This window comes from Phenylobacterium composti DSM 19425, assembly GCF_059568645.1.
On sequence record NZ_JCANTT010000001.1, the window covers coordinates 67,635 to 85,802 of the forward strand.

General features: G+C 66.7%; 13 protein-coding genes. All 13 read right to left on the bottom strand.

The annotated features are described in order from the left end of the window. Positions 1-223: 223 nt before the first annotated feature. The 13 genes from cas2 to BO64_RS00350 all read right to left on the bottom strand — a co-directional run bounded on the left by cas2 (position 224) and on the right by BO64_RS00350 (position 18,075). The gene (cas2, locus tag BO64_RS00290; protein ID WP_496401265.1) at positions 224-514 is read right to left on the bottom strand and encodes a CRISPR-associated endonuclease Cas2; all 291 of its coding nucleotides are present in this window, start codon (positions 512-514) and stop codon (positions 224-226) included. Between the two features lie 8 nt (positions 515-522). After that, positions 523-1,563, bottom strand: coding sequence for a type I-C CRISPR-associated endonuclease Cas1c (gene cas1c / locus BO64_RS00295; protein WP_496401266.1), 1,041 nt, complete (start codon positions 1,561-1,563; stop codon positions 523-525). After that, positions 1,560-2,258 carry a CRISPR-associated protein Cas4 gene (gene cas4 / locus BO64_RS00300; protein ID WP_496401321.1) on the bottom strand — a complete coding sequence of 233 codons (699 nt, stop codon included), beginning with the start codon at positions 2,256-2,258 and terminating at the stop codon, positions 1,560-1,562. Before cas4 ends, cas1c begins: the two co-directional genes overlap by 4 nt. A 21-nt stretch (positions 2,259-2,279) precedes the next feature. Beyond that, complete coding sequence (gene cas7c / locus BO64_RS00305; RefSeq protein WP_496401267.1) at positions 2,280-3,287, bottom strand: type I-C CRISPR-associated protein Cas7/Csd2; 1,008 nt, start codon at positions 3,285-3,287, stop codon at positions 2,280-2,282. A gap of 15 nt (positions 3,288-3,302) precedes the next feature. Beyond that, on the bottom strand, positions 3,303-5,111 hold the full coding sequence (cas8c, locus tag BO64_RS00310; protein ID WP_496401268.1) for a type I-C CRISPR-associated protein Cas8c/Csd1: 1,809 nt from the start codon (positions 5,109-5,111) through the stop codon (positions 3,303-3,305). Next, a complete protein-coding gene (cas5c, locus tag BO64_RS00315) occupies positions 5,108-5,797 on the bottom strand; it encodes a type I-C CRISPR-associated protein Cas5c (protein WP_496401269.1) in 690 nt (229 codons plus the stop codon). Before cas5c ends, cas8c begins: the two co-directional genes overlap by 4 nt. A gap of 72 nt (positions 5,798-5,869) precedes the next feature. Continuing rightward, positions 5,870-8,374, bottom strand: a complete 2,505-nt coding sequence (locus tag BO64_RS00320; protein WP_496401270.1) for a CRISPR-associated endonuclease Cas3'' — start codon at positions 8,372-8,374, stop codon at positions 5,870-5,872. Positions 8,375-8,689: 315 nt separating this feature from the next. Beyond that, positions 8,690-10,219 (bottom strand): amidohydrolase family protein, encoded by a 1,530-nt coding sequence (locus tag BO64_RS00325; protein WP_496401271.1) that lies wholly within the window; start codon positions 10,217-10,219, stop codon positions 8,690-8,692. A gap of 29 nt (positions 10,220-10,248) precedes the next feature. Then, on the bottom strand, positions 10,249-11,733 hold the full coding sequence (locus BO64_RS00330) for an amidohydrolase family protein (RefSeq protein WP_496401272.1): 1,485 nt from the start codon (positions 11,731-11,733) through the stop codon (positions 10,249-10,251). 20 nt (positions 11,734-11,753) lie between these two features. Next, positions 11,754-14,003, bottom strand: a complete 2,250-nt coding sequence (locus BO64_RS00335; RefSeq protein ID WP_496401273.1) for a TonB-dependent receptor — start codon at positions 14,001-14,003, stop codon at positions 11,754-11,756. Positions 14,004-14,140: 137 nt separating this feature from the next. Continuing rightward, positions 14,141-16,666 carry a TonB-dependent receptor gene (locus BO64_RS00340; protein WP_496401274.1) on the bottom strand — a complete coding sequence of 842 codons (2,526 nt, stop codon included), beginning with the start codon at positions 16,664-16,666 and terminating at the stop codon, positions 14,141-14,143. Between the two features lie 14 nt (positions 16,667-16,680). Continuing rightward, entirely contained in the window at positions 16,681-17,595 is a 915-nt protein-coding gene (locus BO64_RS00345; protein ID WP_496401275.1) for a FecR family protein, read from the bottom strand. Next, complete coding sequence (locus tag BO64_RS00350; RefSeq protein ID WP_496401276.1) at positions 17,596-18,075, bottom strand: RNA polymerase sigma factor; 480 nt, start codon at positions 18,073-18,075, stop codon at positions 17,596-17,598. Positions 18,076-18,168 lie beyond the last annotated feature (93 nt).

Consider the following 18,168-nt stretch of genomic DNA (forward strand, 5'->3'; position numbering starts at 1 on the left):
GGGCGCGGCGTTTCGATCCACGCCCTCATGCGGAGGGCGACTGCCCCAACGTAACCGCTTGAAACAGCTAGGACAAAGCCTGTCGCCACGCGAACCCGTCGCCTGGCAGATGGCCGGGGGGATGTCGCATTGCCGCGACCGCCGGAAACCGCTTGATAAAACAATCAGTTGTGTGAATCGCGAACCCAGCAGGAGAGCTTCGTCGATTGGCGTTCGCGCAGGCTCAGAAGATGAGCGGACCTTGGAGGTCCAGCGTAGGCTTCGCCCCGACGTGCTCGATCCGCCGGCGCCCCTCAGCGCCCAGCCGGTAGAAGCGCAATGAATCTTGAGTAGGATCGATCTCGGCGATGAGCCGTGTGCGCAAACCTACCCATTCGGCTGGCGATACATCACACTCGAAGACGGAATTCTGCACGCGCTGCCCGTAGTCCAGACACGCTCGCGCGACCCGTCGCAGCCGTCGGCGGCCAACAGCCGTCTCCGTCTTCACATCATAGGTGATAAGCATGAGCATGGTCAGGCTCAGCGCCAGATAAATGACGGATATCCGTCAAGGTCGCCGCGCAGCGTTCTGGCCAGCAACTGGGCCTGCAGATAGGCAGTGAGCCCTAACGGCGCCTTTTCCCCCAGGAACGGATGCACGCGCTCATCACGTTTGCGTTCCTGCCAGGCGACGAGCACGGTCTTGCGCCCCGTATCGGTCAGCCGGACAGCGCCGGCCTCCTCAACAACAAAATCCCCCGCTTCCAGCTGGCCGCGGTTCACCAGTGACAGGGCGAGCCTGTCCGCGAGGACCGGCCGCAGCTCCTCCATGAGATCCAGGGCAAGACCGGCCCGACCGGGGCGATCGGCATGCAGAAATCCCACCTGCGGATCGAGACCATGAGCCTCCAGGGCGGAGCGGCAGTCATGGCCCAACATCGCGTACAGAAACGATAGGAGTGCATTCATCCGATCCAGCGGCGGCCGACGCGATCGTCCGCCAAACTGCATCGCCGGGTCCTCCGAGCGGATCAGGCGGTTGAACACACTAAAATAGGCCGCCGCCGCTTCGCCCTCCAGCCCACGCACGACCCCCACGTCCCTTGCTGCGATCACCCGGCGAGCGACGTCCCCAAGCCGACGCGCAGCAGCGCGCAGGTGTTCCACCGCATCGATCGTCATGCTGGGACCATGGTCCCGCAGGGCCCTCTGCAACACGGTCCTCTGGTTGGCCGCCTTCGCCGCCACCATGTTGCGGGCGATCGCAGCGCTCGCGGCGGGATCGTCGGCGATCCGATATTGCGTGCGCCGCAGCAAGACGTTTCCGGAGCGCGGCCCCTCCACTCGCGCCAGGAAGCGTCCATTCGGCTCGCAAAATGACACGGCGATCCCAGTCTCAGCACAGGCCGCCATTACAGCCGGCGAGGCCCCCGGTCGCCCGAACCCCACCACGCCTTCCAGCAAGTGCAGCGGCGCACGTCCCTTCTCGACGCCATCCACCTCCACCACAAGGTTCGCGCCATCCTTACGCAACCAAGCGGATGCGCTCGTCACATAAAGCGTGTTCAGCATCCGCTTCATGGATCAGCCTCAACGGGCGAGCCTGACCCTGGCTCGACCGCAAGGACTGACCGGATACGGCGGGCGAGCCATGTCCTAACCGCTGGCGGTCGTTCCAGAGGCTCGGGCCGGCAGGCCGAATGCAGGGAGCAGAGCCGGCATGCGGAGGTCAGGACAGGTCTGGGCGTGACGCCGTTCAGCAAGGCCTGACGCGCCTCAGCCGCCACCTTGGCCGTCAGGGCCCGCAGGTCTGCATCAAAAGTGACGTGGATCCGCCGCCTGCCTTCGCCATAAAACAGGGCGCCTTCGGTGACGGCCACGGCGAAGGCCTCCTCAAGACAGATAGCTTGAGCGCAGAGCTGCACTTCGTCGGCGCGATGCGCCTTCGGCTTGCCGCGCTTGTACTCGACGGGAAACGGGATCGGATCGCCGTCGGCGCCCAGGCGCAACTCCACAACGTCCGCCCTGCCGACGACCCCAAGGGCGAGAGATCGGATCTGAACACTGCGCGCGACCCGGAAGCCAGGACGCGTTTCGCTCCGCCCCCGATCCACCTCAGCATGTAGCAATCGCCCCTCAGCCGTCGCGTGGTCCTCCGCCCATATGCGCTCGACGTGGATGAGCGACGCCTGCCTCGGGCAGAACAGCCAGTGCTGCAGGGCCGACAGCGGTATCAGCGCCTCCTCAATGTCCCGTGACGCTAAGGGGGGAGCCACAGTCGGCAAGATCCGGCTCCGCTATCCGGCCGTCAGGGGCATCGCCGCGAAAATTTCCTCGTCCTCAAAGACTTCGACGCCATCTGGCAGGCCTTCGCGGTCGACCGTGATGACATAGTCCTCGAAGCGGCGGGCTGGGGCGATGTTGTCGCTGCGACGATCATTGACGGGAATTGGGCCCTCCGCTCCGGCGCGGGCATGCTCCACCCGCGCAAAAAGCTTCCCCGCGTGGGTCACGCCCAGCGCGGTCGGGTGGCGAAAGACCACGAGCTTGCGCGTCGACATCACACCGCGAGCCGCAGACCGGTCGTGTTCGAACATGTCCCAGAGGGCGCGGAAGAGCAGCGCCAGATCCTGCTCCGAGAACCCAGTGGCCTTAGGCCCCTGGGAGGCCAGAGACGCGGAAACATAGCCGCAGGCGCGATAGAGGCCGTAGGGGATCACATGCTTTCGCCCCATCGTCCGGGCGTCGCCACGCTTCTCCTCAACGTTCGATCCTGACTCCCGCTGCGCCTTCTCGGCCTCATTTGTGGCCGCCATCCGGGTGATCGAAACTTCCAGCGGGAGCACAGGCTCCACGGAGCGTGCGAACGCCAGTTGCACCGGGCCCCGGACCTGACCGGCGTTGACGCCGGTGGACATCACGGCGCCGAATGTACGCACATCGAAGAAGTTTTCGCACATGAAGCGGCGAACCAGGGCGGCGGCCTCGTCGTTCTTGGGATTGATCTTGCCCTGCTTACGATCTTCCGAGGCCGCCTCGGGGTGAGCGATGTACGCCTCCCGATGCTTTTCATTGAGGATCGCCCCTTCCGTCACATAGATGCGGAAGCCCGGCGCATCGCCTTTCGCAAGCTCAACGTAGTTCCGGACCTTTCGCTTCAGACAGACGTCCGACACCAGTCCGTGGCCGGTTTCCGGGTCGATGCGAGGCATGTTGCCGGCGTCCGGGTCACCGTTCGGGTTCCCGTCAGTCACATCAAAATACAGCACGAACTCATGACGGCGTGAGAGCGCAGTGGTCGTCATGGGCGATCCTCCGGTTCAGGCTTGGGCGTCCTCAGTTGCGGCGTTCTCGTCCTCCACACTGACCTTTGGCGGCCGTGACGCACGCTCGTGGTAGTAGCCAACAGCAAAGCGCCCCTGGTCCTCGAGGGTCAGGGTCGCGGGCAGATCAGGCGGGAGGCGCGCAATAACCTCGTCCAGCTTCCGTTCGACCCAACCGCCACCGCCTCGCTTCTTCGCGTCCGAAACGTGGTGTCGCGCATTGCGCAGCAGGGTCGGAAACACCCGCGCTGGCGTCGCCGAAGCCGAACCGTAGTAGCGGTCGGCGACAGTCGCATTCACCCGCCCAAGCGCGGCGTATTGGGCCGCTTCCAGCACGGCGAAGAGCCGGCCGAGCTGGTAAGCCGTGTTGTCGTGATCCGGATCGAGCGCCACCGGGAGATCCTCCTTCGCACGATCGCCGGCCCTACGGCCGACGCGGTTCTGCCGATTGATGCAGGCCTTGATCGCCGCAGCGTGCCAGCCGGTCGCCGGATCGTCCCCCGCGCGCAGGCGCATGAGGGCGGCCATCAGCCAGGACCGCGGATATGAGCCGCCGCCAAGAACGGCGCGCATGACCTCACCGGCCAACAGCGGCGGCACGTTCTCCGGCTTTTCCTGCGCCGCCGTCGTCCTGATCAGCAACCGCCATAACGACGGCGCACCGCCCCCTGGCGGCCAGCCACCCGGCCGCGGCTCGATCGAGACATCCTCCAGATGGGCCAGGGCTGATGCGGCGAAGGCCTCAAACGTGTCGGAGAGCCAGAACCGCACGGCCAGCCGCGCAGCATTGGGCGCCAGCCCGAGAACATGGAACCGGACGCCGCGCGGATCAATGTCCTGGCCTCGGCCTTCCGCCAGCGCGACCAGGGCATCGCGAAGCTTTGCGGTCTGGCCAGCGTCACCATCGTCCTCGTAACCGTCCGGAGCGGAAAAAACCTGTGCAAACCAGCTCTCCGCGGCTGCGGCCGCAGTTTCATCAGCCCCCGACGCATCCGCCCAGAACACCACCGTGGCGTCGCCAATTGTCCGGGGCAGCCGGTTTCGGCTGCCTCGCGCCAGCATGGCATTCAAGGCCGCGCCGTACCGATGTCCAGCCGCCGCAGATGTCGGCGCATTTGCGCCCTGCTCGCGCCCGTAGCTCTTGAAGGCGTCGAGATTGAACGACACCAGGGACGCGCCTGCGCTCTGCGCGCCATAGACGCCCTTGATGGTCGGATGAAGTCTCAGCGGCGATGACCGCACGCCGGTGACGAGGCACTGGTCCTCGCCCTCCTCCCCCGCAGCCGAGGCGGCGTGCCGCTCGAGCAGAGCTTTCGCAGCTGGCCGCTCATGTATGAAACCGAGCTCGCCGCCCAGACGGAAAACCAGATTGCCATCGAGCATCTCGGGCCGGAACGGCGCGCTGTCAAAACGCTCAGGATTCCAAGTTTCGAGGAAGCGACGCAGCGCCACCAGGCCGGCGTCCTCACTGTCGCTGATCAGGTCCAGCATCGCCCGCTTGAAAGCAGCGTGCTCGAGCGCCGTGCGCTTGCCGTCACCAGCCGTGCGGCCAAGCGTGTAAGCCGTCTTGTCCCAAAACAGGTTCGGCGCGATCCCGGAGGCGCGCTTCACGGGCCCCGGAACCGATAGGGGTCGCGGCCGGGGGCGGTTGCTGTCCGGATCAAGCAGCGGAAGCACGGCCACGGGCTCCCCATTGGCGGAAAGCTCGACGACCCAGCCGATCGGAACTGTTCCCCAACCGAACGGCTCGGCCTCCCCCCGGGCCGCCATGCGATCATAATAGCGGTCGAGGGCCTGCAGGATCATCTGACGAGCCCGTCGCGTTCGAGGCAGTCGCGGATATCAAGCACCCCATCCTTCAGCCGGGCGTGAAAGAAGATGGAGCCTTTGGCGCTGCCGTCCGGCCGGAACTCGATGTCGTGCAACATCCAGCCGAGGTCCCGGTCCCGCTGGTCGGCCGGCAACTCGTTGGGCGGCGGCGGCGCGTCCCTCGGAAGAAGCGCGAATTCTGCTGGAAACTCGCGCGCACCGAAGCAAGGCCGGTGGAAGCACTGCCCCTTTTCCGCCCGGCGCTGGAACATGGCGATGTGCTTGGCCGGGTCAGCGTCGGCGCCGGCGCGATCGGTCAGCTCGAAATGCGCCTCGATGAGGTAGGCCACGTCAGTAAGTAGCAAGGTCGCCCGTTGCTGGCGGTGATCGCTGACCACCAAACCCAAGCCGTTGACGTCGCCCCGCCTCATCGCCGACTGCGCCAACCGAACGGAGGCGACGGCCCCGACCTCATTGCGTCGGAATGACTGGAAGCGGATCGGCTTCAGAACATGGATCCGATCCACCACCCATCGGATCGCTGGCTTCCAGTAGATCGCTTCCAGCAGGCCACGCGCCGCCGATGGCGTCATGACGTCGTAGCTGACCCGCTCCACCTTCATCTCGGGCCGTGTGAAACAGGCCCGATCGCCCCAGACATGAAGCCTGACGCCGTAGTTCATGATCACCCCCCAGTGAAGGATGAACATATTTACGGCCAAGCCGCAACGCCACGGAACGTCGATACGTCAAATCTAGGTCGCAGCGTCTCCGACGATGTTTGCGAGTGGGTCGCGCCAGTCCCGCTCGGACAGATCCACACCCGTGTCGGCCCTGTAGTGCGCCAGGTCCCGGAACGCCAGCAAGGCCTCCCCGAGCCGCGGATTGACAGGCCGTAGAATGCCAGCGGCCAGCCAGGCGTCCCGGTCACGGCGCGGGATCGACACGGCGTACTGCTGCAGCTTTCGCAAATCCAAGCCGGAAGGTCGGTCCATCGTCGCCACGCGCGACAGCGCTGTCCGCGCCGGGGCGTCATAAGGCACGATGACCGTCGCTTGGTCGTCGTCGATCAGATGGAACCCCCGCGCGATCGTCTCGAACTCGAACTCGAGCCCGTCGACCCGCTCCTCAAGCGCCTGCAGAATGGACCACGGATTCCGTCTCGTGCCGGCCCGATCCATCGCATCGGCGCCGCGAAGCCAGTAGACCTCCTGAAAGTAGGCCCGCACGCCTTCCAACGAGAGCGGGTCCAGCCCTCGGCGGAACACGCTCTGCGCGGCGGCGATCAGCGGCTCAAGGTCCCTTGGCGGCGCGGCGTCCGCCGGTTCGAACACGACGGTGCGTCCCCGAACCAGCCGCCCCTCACGATTGCAGCGACCGGCCGCCTGGGCGATCGAGTCCAACCCCGTGATCGCGCGCCAGACCTCGGGGAAATCGACGTCGACGCCGGCCTCCACGAGCGATGTCGCCACGAGCCGCACCGCCCTGCCCCCCGCAAGGCGCGTTCTGACATCGGCGAGCACGGCCCTGCGGTGCGCCGGGCACATCAGGGTGGTCAGGTGCCGGACGCCCTCCGCGACGTCCGGATCCGCCTTCAAGCGGTCGAACAGCCGGCGCGCATGGAGGCGGTTATTGACAATACACAGCATCTGCGGCTGCTCGGCGAACCGCGCTGCGACCTCGTCGTCCCCTGTCTTCCCGCGCAGTTCGACCTCCACCCGCTTCAGGCTTTCAAAGAGCCCCTTCGGGTCAGGCGCGAGTTCGCGCTTATCGTCGATGTCGAAACCCACCTTCTTCGGCCTGGCGCGCGGCGCACGACCAACATCGGAGAACCCGTCGCAGAGACGTAAGGCGGGCTGGGTAGCCGTACAGAGGACGATGCTCGTACGGTAGTTCGTCGCCAGCTCGTTGAGCGCGGCCATACAGGGACGCAGCAGTCGCAGAGGAAGTGTCTGCGCCTCGTCGAGAATGACCACCGATTCCGCGATGCGGTGCAGTTTGCGGCAACGTGACGGGCTGCGTGCAAACAGGCTTTCAAAGAACTGGACGGCCGTTGTGACGATGATCGGCGCATCCCAGTTCTCGGCGGCCCTGCGCAGCTTGGTCAGGCCGGCGCGTCCCTCATCGTCCGCCTCCTCAATGCTCTGGCGCTGCGGTTCCCAATCGAAGCTGGCATGGTGCTCGAGCACATCCTCCGGAGCATCGAGCACCTCCCGAAACACCGCCGCCGTCTGTTCAATGATGGACGTATAGGGGATCACGTAGATCACCCGCTTGAGGCCATGGAGGCGGGCGTGTTCCAGCGCGAAGGCGAGCGACGTCAGGGTCTTTCCCCCACCAGTAGGCGTCGTGAGCGTGAACAGGCCGGGCTCCAGCCCCGCCTTTTGCAGCACGTGATCAAGAACCTCCGAGCGCCTGCGGTTCAGCTCCGTGTCGTCGCGCCGCATCGCCGCCAGGCGCGACATCAGTCGCCCCTGCAGCAAGGCGAGGTCGGTTGGAGGTTCACGCTCGCGTTGCTCGTAGAATCGCTCTGTGGCGAGAAAGTCGGCGTCTACGAGGCAGGAGAACAGCATCCGGATCAGGAACGCCTCGCTGAACCCCGGATGGACGTTAGGGCGGCTGCGCCTGGATACGAGCGCTGCACACTCGGGCAGGTTGTTTACGGCCTCGCGCCAGCGGGTACAGTCTTCCAACGCCTTCTCGCGAACCCGGCGGTCCAGATCCCTGAAGTCTGGAAGGCCGCCGTGATGGCCCGCGATGGCGTAGGCGAGCATTCGCCCGAGGTACGGCCCATAGAGATTCTCAGCTTCCCGTGCGCCGGCGGTGGAATGATCAGGCCCTCTGGACGCCCCCTCCTGGGGCGCGGCGATATAAGCTTGGTAGGCGTTCGACGCCTTGCCAATGTCATGCAGAAGGCCTGCGGCGCGCGCCGCCTCCATCCACCCAAAGCTTCTCGCAAAAGCAGCCGCGCGACGCCCGACCTCCTCAAGGTGATCCGCCAGCGGCTCCCATGTCTCGCGCCCAGCCCCCGGGCGAGAATGTGCATACATGACAGAGCCCCCGACGACTGCCCTGCACCTCGGCAATATTCGAAGAATTATCCATAGTTGCTGATCAGGGAATCTCCACGCGATCGAATTCGCGGACGAGAATCGCGCATCGAAATCGAGCCGGCTGCTCGACGGCGCCCCAGCTGTTCCAGGGGATCGCCGAGGCCACCCCGGGGACAGCGCAGGTTGAAGGGCACCCCCCAAAGTCATCGCCCCTGGGCAGTTCCGCCTTGGGTGAACGCCTCAGCCCCTTCGGTCAGACGGGCGGCGCGGATCGGAGCCTGCGGCAGGACGGCGCCTCGAGCCATGCCCGAAGGAATAGCGTGAACGTTTAGCTACCGGTCACCCAACCTTGCCGCCAGAAGGTCGGTCTTCGGTCAAAATGAGCCCCCCAGACACATCGCTCCCCCTCTGGGGATCACAGGCACGCCGTCAGGATGGCGCCTGATGGCGGCCTGACGGGCCGCCGCCCGGGGGCGCTGCTTACGCGCGGAAAACCTGTCAGGCCGGGCTTTCGCCCTCGCGTCAGGTGAAGGTGATGGTCGCCGCATCGCGCTGGATGCGGGCCTGGGCGGCCTGGCGCTGCAGGTTCAGCTTTTCCAGATCGACCCCGAGGAGCTTGCCGTTGCGCTTGCGGGCGACGCCCGCCACCCAGACGCTGTCAATGTCCTCCCGGGCCGCGAAGTTGAGGACCCGGTCGGCCAAGCTGCCCACGTGGCTGAAGGCGGGACGATCGGTGCGCAGCAGCACCAGATCCGCACGCTTGCCGACGGTGATCGTCCCGGTCACATCGCCCAGCCGCATCGCCCGGGCGCCGAGCGCGGTGGCGAAGTCGAGGGTGTCCTCGGACCTGTACCCTTCCACGACCTTTCGGCTCTCCTCGTCGAGGTAGAGGTTCCAGAACGCGGCCCGGCAGTGCTCGAAATAGTCGAAGGGCAGCGCCAGGCTGACGTCCTGGCCGATGCCGGTGGCGACGCCCGCCGCCCGCGCCCGGCCATGGACCGAGGGGCCGCGGAACGACTGGGTCATGTAGGGGAATTCGCCCATGGCCGTGGCGCAGACCATGCCGCCAGTGTCGCGGAGCATCTGAAGCTCCTCGGACGTAAGGCGGTTGCCGTGGGACAGGTGGTAGTCCGGGCCCAGGAGGCCGGCCGCATGCAGGTCGGTGATGCCCGAGTCCCGATGCCCCACATAGCCGGCGGCCAGGGGCCGCGGCGGCTTGTGGACGTGGGCCGCGATCATCTTCACGCCCATGCTCCTGGCCCGCGCAAACTCCGCGCGAACCGCCTCGACCCTGTCGCCGACCCCGGCCGCCGGCGCGAGGCCCAGCTGCAGGATCGCGTTGCTGTCGGAGAACACCTCCTTCTGCAGGCGCTCGGCCGTCGCCCAGTGGGCTTCGGTAACGGTGGCGATGCGCTCACCCTCGGCCTTGGAGAGCGGCACGGTGTCGCCGGGCCGGTAACTCGACGAGACCCCCATCTGGAAGGCGAACCAGCCGCCGACGCCCGAGGCCTGCAGGCCCCGGGCCGCGGCGACGGCCCGGTCGGCGTCGATCTGGCCGTGCGCATAGTCGAGCACGGAGGTGACGCCGGAGTCGATGCAAAGCAGGCCGCCGAGCAGGCCGGCGAGATAGTGGTCCTCGGCCGACATGCTGACGATCGTCCGCATCTTCCATTCCTGGTAGCCGGCGTACCGTTGCGGCTGGGTCTTCACCACGCCGCCCAGGTCGATGCATTCCCAGACGTGGCGGTGGCCGTCGACCATGCCGGGCATGAGGATCATGCCCGTGGCGTCCACCACCTCGGCGTCGGCGACGCTGAGGCCCTTGCCGATGGCGGCGATGCGGCCGCCCTCAACAAGGACATCCGTCGCCAGCGCGTCGCCTATGCGCGGATCCATGGAAAGCACGTCGGCGCCGCGGATGAGCTGGCGCCGGGCGGCCTTCGGCTGGGGCGAGGCTGCGCCTGCCGCAGGGCCGGCCGCCCCCGAGGCGGCCCCCGCCGCGCCGACGGCTGCAGTCAAACCAAGGAAGGTCTTGCGAGTAAGACGAGGCATGGTCGGCCCTTTCAACGGCAGGCGGAAAATCAGGTGAAGACGATGGTGTCGGCGATCTTGCTCGCCTTCTCCTGGATCTCGATCTGCTTCTGCTTGATCTTGGCCATATCGACCCCGACCATCTCGCCGTTGCGCTTGCGCGCCACACCGGCGATCCAGACGCTGTCGATGTCGCCCCACGAAGCGAAGTTCAGCACCCGCGAAGCCAGCGACCCGAAGGGCGCAAAGCCGAAGCGGTCCGTGCGGAGCAGGACGAGGTCCGCCCGCATGCCCTGAACCACAGAGCCCGCGTAGCTTTCCTGACGGAGCGCGCGGTTCCCCAGACGGGTCGCGTAGTCGAGCACGTCGTACGAATGGTACGTGCCCGCCATCTTCGCCCCTTCCGGCGTCCGGTACATGTTCCAGAACGCAGCGCGGGTGTTCTCGAAGTAGTCATTGTTGAGCGCCAGCGGCACGTCGACGCCGATGCTCGCCGCAACGCCCGCCGCCCGAGCCCGCCAGTGGGCCGGAGGCTGGTCGTACGGGAACTCGCCCATGACCGTGGAGCACATGCTGGCCCCGTGGTCCCGCATGATCCGCAGGTCCTCGTCGGTCAGGTTGTTGGCGTGATCGAAATGCATTTCCGGGCCCATCAGGCCGTGGTCATGCAGGTCGGGGATCCCACGATAGGCGCCCGGCGGCGGATTGATGGGCGTGCGATAGTGGTGAACGATCTTGCCCGCGCCCAGCTGCCGGCAGCGGGTGATCTCGTCCTTGATCTGCGCGAAGTTGTTCTTCGGCGCGGCGCTGAGCGCCAGGCCGAACTTCAGCAGCCCCGAAGAGTCCGAGAAGTACTTGTCGCGCATCTTCGCGGCGTGCTCGTACCGCCACGCCTCAGGCAGCGCTTCGCGGTCGGCCTCGGCCTGACGCAGCGGGATCCGCGCGCCCGGGCCATAGCTGGGCGTGTGGGAGATCTGCCAGCAGTACCAGCCGGCGACGCCCGACTCCTTGAGCCCTGCCGCCGCCGCGTCGGCCAGGGCCGGCGTGTGCTGGACGTGGGCATAGTCGATGATCGACGTCACGCCCGTGGAGATCGCGGTGAGCCCCCCCACGTAGTTGGCGAAATGCATGTCCTCCGGCGTGAAGGCGACCATGTATTTCATCTTGGACGCCTGGTAGTGGCCGCTATAGCCCGGCTCGGTCTTCACCACATGGCCGGGGTGAATGCTCTGCCAGGTGTGCCGGTGGCCATCGACCATGCCCGGCATGAGGATCATGCCGCGCGCGTCGATCACCTCAGCGTCGGCGACCGAGAGGTTCTTGCCGATGGCGGCGATCTTGCCGCCATCGAGCAGAACGTCCACGCCCAGAAGCTCGGTGAACTTGTCGTCCATGGTCAGGACGTCCACACCGCGGATCAGGGTGCGAAGGCCGCGCCTGGGGGTCGGCGCGGCCTTCGGCTGCGCCTTGGCCGAGCCTGCGGCCAAGGCGGCTGCCGCAAGGCCGAGGAAGCCTTGTCGGGTGACGTTGGTCATCTGAGAATCTCCCCCTGGACCTAGAAGCGACGGCGGACGTTGACGCCGACGGTGCGCGGCGCAGTGCTGAGGGTGGCCTGCTCGGAGAGCACGCCCGAGCTGACCTTCACCTTGCCCACGTCGTTCAGCAGGTTGTTGATGAAGATGTACGCGCCCCAGTCTTCGCCCTCGACGCCGCCGCGGACATTCACGTTGGAGTAGTCGCCCATTTCCTCGTAGTTCGAGTTGTTCGGACGGAACTCCGAGTACGACTTGCCCGTGTAGGAGTAGTCGAGGCGCGCCAGGCCAGAGAGGTCGCCAACGAGCGGCCAGGTGTATTCAGCCGAAACGGCCGTCGTGAACTTCGGCTCGTACGGGATGCGGTCGCCCTTGCGGCCAGGCGCTTCGACAACCCCGTTGACCTGATCGGTCCGGAGCTTGCCGTTCACGAAGTTCATGTTGCCATTGATCGTCAGGCCCGGGATCGGGCGCAGGGTGCCTTCGAGTTCCAGGCCCTCGATGCGGGACGCGCCCACGTTGGTGACGAAGTTGAAGTTCGGGATCCGGGCCGAGATCTGCATGTCGGTCCAGTCGATCCGGTAGGCCGAGGCGTTCAGGATCAGGCGACCGCCCAGCCAGCTCGACTTCACGCCGGCCTCGTAGTTCACGAGTTCGTCCGAAGTGTACGGGATCAGGTCGGGCGTCAGGCCCGGCGTGTTGTTGATGCCGCCCGGACGGAAGCCTTCCGAACGCTGGGCGTAGACCATGAAGTCGGGCGTTACGTCGTAGCTGACGTTGACCTTGCTCACCCAGCCGTTGGCGTCGCTGTCGTACTCGCTGAGCGGACCCGCCACCGAGGCGTTGATGTAGCTGGTCATCAGGACCTGCGACTTGGAGGTCTTGTCGTAGCTGTAACGACGCAGGCCGACAGTGATGCTCAGCGGGTCGATCGGGCGGTAGGTCACTTCACCGAACAGCGCCTTCTGCTGCAGGTCGATGGCGACCATGCGGGCGAAGTTGTAGACGATGGGCTGGATGACCTGGCCGGTGGTCGGATCCGCTTCCACGGTCGAGCTTTGCGACCAGTCCGAGCGGTCCTCGAGGAAGGCGCCGACGGTCCAGTTCAGCTTGCTGTCGCCCGTCGAGGAAAGCCGCACTTCGTGGACCCAGGTGTCAACGGTCATCGGCTGCCAGCCGCTCAGCGGCAGCACCGAGCGCACGTAGTCGCGGTAGATCTCCTGCTGCGCCGGGGTGCAGCTGCCCACATTGAGGTAGCGGGCGCAGTAGGTCGCCGGCTGGATCACGTTCAGGGCGGCGCGGGTGCCGTCGATGTACTTGGTGGCCTTCCAGTCGTACTTCGACGTGGTCGCGGTCAGCGAGGCGAAGCCGAGGTCAAGGTCCGCCCGCAGGTTGAACAGGCGGAACGAGTTCGGGAACGGCAGCTTGTGGTAGTTGTCAGCCTGATAGCGGCCGACGCTCGGATACCAGACGCTCGAGTCGGCGACGCGCTGCTCTTGCAGGTTGATCATGCCGTTGATCGTCAGGCGATCCAGCGGCTGATACTTGACCATCATCCGCGCGCCGTAGGCGCGGGCCTCGTTAATGTTCTTGGCGTCGAGGCGGGGATTGTCGACGTAGCCGCCACGCAGTTCGTCGTACAGCACGACCCGCGCAGCCAGCTTGTCCTCGATCAGCGGCACGTTGACCATGCCCCGCAGGGCGTAGCCGGTGTCGCCGCCCTTGATGGAGTTGCCGGTCACATCGATCGCGCCCGAGTAGCTGCGCGCGTCGGGCTCATTGAAGACGATCTTCAGCGTGCCGCTCATCGAGCCCGAGCCGTACAGGGTGCCTTGCGGCCCCCGGAGGACTTCGACACGGGCGATGTCGAACATGTTGAGGTCCGGCGTGATGCTGCTCGGGTCGGACGTCGCCGAGTTCGGGCCGGAAACCGGGGTTTCGCCGATGTACAGGCCGACCGTGCTTTCACCCGCGCTCTGCACGCCCCGGATGGTGACGCGACGCTGGCCGGTGTTGCCCTCGGTCATGTTCAGACCCGGCACCATGCGCATCATGTCGTTCACGGCCGAGACGCCGGCGTTCTCCAGGGAGGCGCCCGTCACCGCCGAGATGGCAAGCGGCGTGTCCTGAAGCTTGGTGTCGCGCTTCAGCGCGGTCACCACCACCTCTTCGATATCGGCGGGCTGAGCGGCGGCCACACCACCGGCCAGCAGCGTCGAGATGGCTGCACCACAGAAAAGCCGCGCCTGGCGACCGTTAAACACACGCATCATGGCGATATCCCCTCTTCTGCCCATTCGGGCTTCGGAGGGGGGACGAACGAGGCGGCGGTTTACCCCACCCCAAAATGCGAAAAAATTTTGCGAGCAGCCGCAAAGCAGCGTGTTTGCGGCAAAATATTCCAGATCGATCAGAAGCGGCGGCTCAGCCCCACACCGATTGTCCGGGGCCTGGCGCGCAGGGTGAGCTGCTCCGAGTTCAGGTCTGACTCGACCTTGTAGGCGCCCCGACAGTTCAGGAGGTTGGAGACCCAGGCGTCGACCCGCCAGGCCTCCATGGCGAAACCGGCCCGCAGGTCCAGGACGCCGAACCCGCCCATGGTCTCGTAGTAGGGGCTAGTCCCGTTGAAGGCCGAGGCGGAGTGTCCCGTATAGACATAGTCCAGCCGACCGAACGCTTCGGCGCGGTCGCCGAACCTGTGGGTGTAGGACATTCCCGCCGATGCGGTGATGTCGGGCTCGAAGGGGATGCGGTTGCCTCGCCGGCCAGCGCCCACTTCGCTTGACGTCTGATCCTTCGTCAGGCGAGCGTCGACAAGGCTCAGCCCCGCCTGAAGGCGCAACCCGCGTGCGACCTCGGCCTCGGCCTCGACTTCCAGCCCCTTCACTCGAGAGGCGCCGACATTCGCCACATAGGTGAAGCTTGGCCGCCGGGCGCGGGCCTGCATGTCGCGCCAGTCGATCTGAAAGGCCGCCAGATTCAGCGTCGCCCTCCCCCCATCCAAGCTGGCCTTCAGCCCCATCTCGTAAGACATGAGACTGTCAGGCTCGAAGACCACGAGCGGCTCAGGGAGGTTGGGAACGGTGTTGACGCCACCCGGGCGAAAGCCCTCCGCCGCCTGGGCGTACACTAGGAGATTGGGACTGGGCTCGAAGGCCAGATTGACCTTGCGCGCGACGCCGTCGTGATGCGTAGAGCGGCGAATGAGCGGTCCGGCCATGGCCCCGTTGATGTAGCTGGACTCAAGAATCTGGGACTTGGCCGCCTTGTCATAGGCGTAACGGCGCAGGCCGGCGGTCAGGGTCCAGCGCGGCGCGAACTCCAGCCGCGCCTCGCCGAACACCGCCGTCTGATCGGTTTCCACAGACACCGTCCGGAAGAGATTCACGACAGGCGGGCTCAAGGGCCGGCCCGTCGCCGCGTCGGCCACATAGGTGCCGCTCTCGCTGTGGTCTCGACGGCGCTCCAGGAAGACGCCGGCGGACCAAGACAGCGCGCCGCCGCTGGCCGAGAGGCGCGCCTCGTGCGTCCAGCTTTCGACCCGCGCCGGTTGCCGGTTCACGGCGGGCAGACGCGCGCGGACATAGGCGCGGTAGGCGGCCTTCTGCGCTTCGTCGCAGACTGGAACGCCCGCGAAGGCTGGGCAGTAGGTGGCCGGCTCGATGACCGCGAGGGACGCGGGATTGGTGTCGATATAGCGTTCCGTGTCCCAGCGGGACGCCGAACTGTTAAGGGTCAGGGCCAGCGCCCGCACCGGAAGCTCCGCCGAGGCGCTGATGAGCGTCAGATCGTTGGGGAACGGCAGACGAACGAGGTTGTCGCTGTCCTGGTCGGCCAGCGCGGCCCGACCGAACGCGCTGTCCTCAATGCGTTGTCGTTGGTGGAGGGCGACCAGGGAGAAGCGGCTCCGAGGCCTGGGAACGTAGAGCCAGGACATCCGCCCACCGCTGGTACGGCCCCTGTTCACATCCGAAAGCCCGAGGACGACGTTGTCGACATAGCCGGGCGTCACGCTGTCATGGGCGACGAAACGAACGCCGAGGCGGTCCTGCAGGAGCGGCGCGTTGATCACCGCCTCGACGCCATAGCCCGAACCGCCGCCCCCTATCTGCTCGGCCCGGACCGCCGCCTCGGCGCTCGCCCGGGCTAGATCGGGCGAGTTGTAGATGATCTTGACCGCACCGCTCATGGCTCCGGCGCCATAGAGCGTGCCCTGGGGGCCGCGCAGCGCCTCCAGGCGGTTCACATCCACCAGCGCCGGATCCGGGCTCATCTGGCTGATGTCCGAGGTAGCCGTACTGGGCCCGGTGAGCGGCGTGTCCCCGATGTAGAGACCGACCGTGTTCTCACCTGAGCTCTGGATGCCGCGCATGGTGATGCGCCGCTTGCCTGTCCCGTTCTCCGTGAAAATCAGGCCGGGCGCCCGACGACCAATCTCCGAAAGCCCCGCCCCCGGGACGGCGGAGAGACGATCCTCCGTGATGAGGGTGATGCTCGCGGGACTGCGCTGAAGGTATTCCGGCCGCCGCAGCGCCGTGACCACCATCTCGGAGAGCTGGGTCTCCCGCGGTGCCCAGGTCTCTTGCGACGGCTGATCCTGCCCCGCGAACGTTTCCGCCCGGGCACGGGCGCGCAGGAGAAACGAGGTCGGCCCTGTACGCACCACCTCAAGGCCCGCCTCCTCCGCGACCGCGTTCAGCGCCGCCTCGGCCGTTCGCCGGCCCTTGAGCGGCGAGCTCCAGCGCCCCGAAGTCAGGTTCGAAGGGAACAGAATGTCGATGCGGCCCTGGCGGCCGATCTCGCGCAGCGTGTGGCTCAGGGGGGCGGCCGGGATGTCGTACTCCACCGGAGTTCCGGCACGGGCCAGACCACACCAGCCGAGGATCGCGATGGCCGCCACCGCCTGCAGCCCCGCGGCTCGTCGGCGAGCGTTCATGGCCTAGGTCCAGCTCACCCCGCCGGCTCCAGCCGCAGCACGCCGGCGGTCTTTCGGAGCTTCAGGCCGTGCATCTGCGCCACGCCCTTCGCGAACGCTTCGCCGTGATCGGCGGCAAAGACGCCGCTGACCGGCAGGCTGGCCACCCGCGTATCCACTTCCAGTGTGATAGGGCTGTAGCGGTTGAACGCCCGGCAGGCGGCGGCAAGTGTCGCATCCTCGAACGCCAGTTGTCCCTCCCGCCAGGCCAGCAGGTGATCGCTCTGCGCCTTTTCAACTCCGGCCGAGGTGAAGCGCTCCCCTGCCCTGACCAGGGTCTCGCCGGGTCCGGCCATCAGAGACGAGACCCGCGCCTGGCCGCTGACGACGAGGAGGCTGTAGCCGCCTTCGAGCAGGCTCACTTCACAAAGCCCACCCTCGGCCACGGCGCTCCACCCCTCGGCATTGATGCAGAACGGCCGTCGGCCCGCAGCGATCTCCAGGCTGGCCCGCCCTTCCCTGAGCAGCAGCCGACGCTGCAGGGGCTCAAACCTGGCCGCGCTCAGGGCGTCGAGGGTAAGGGTCGAGCCGTCCTGCAGGCGGACGACCGAGCGCTCGCCATGGCCGGTGCGGAACGTTTGCGCCCCAGCCTGGCGCCACCCCACGGCGGCAAGCCCGCCCCCGCCCAAAACGGCGACCAGCCCGCCCACCACCATGCGGCGGGAGCGGTTCCGGCGCTCACCGCGCGCCCCTGCGGGCGCCACGGCGACAGCGCCCACGCTCTCGAACAGGCGGGTGGCGCGGTCAAACACCTCGCCATGGCGCGGGTCGGCGTTCATCCAGGCTCGGAAAGCTTCGTGGTCCGCCTCGCTGACGTCATCAGCGCGCAGCCGCGCCAGCCAGGTCGCCGCCTCTTCGCGGATGCCGCGCAGGTCATTGTCACCCGCCATTCAGCCCTCCGCATACTCAAGAAGGACGAGGGTCGCCTTGGCGATGTGCTTCTCGACGGCCCCCTGGCTGATCCCCAGGGTCGCCGCGATCTCGCGGTACTTCATGCCCTCGAGGCGATGCATGAGCAGGATCTCTCGAGTCCGGGGCGGCATCCGGCCCAGCGCCTCGTTGACACGCTTCAGGCGCTCGCGGGCCTCCAGCGCCTCATCAGGCAACCGCCCCTCGGCCGGCATGAGTTCGCAGGCCGTCTCCCAGGGTTCGGGCTTGATCCAGCGTCCCCGCCGTTGATGGTCGATGGCGATGTTCGTCGCCGTGCGCAGCACGAAGGCGTCCGGATTGCTGACGCTGGTCGTCTGCCGATAGCGCTGCAGGCGGATGAACGCCGAATGCAGGTAATCCTCACTGGATGCGTCGCCGCGCAGTCTTCGGCGCAGCTTCCGCAACAGTTCGTCCCAGCGAGACGCGTCGAACTCACTCATGGCGCCCCCTCGGGGCGCCATCTGGCGAGCCGACCCCTCCTACTGTCAAGCAACCACGAACCATGCCGCCCCCTGTCGCGCGTGCTTAGCGCG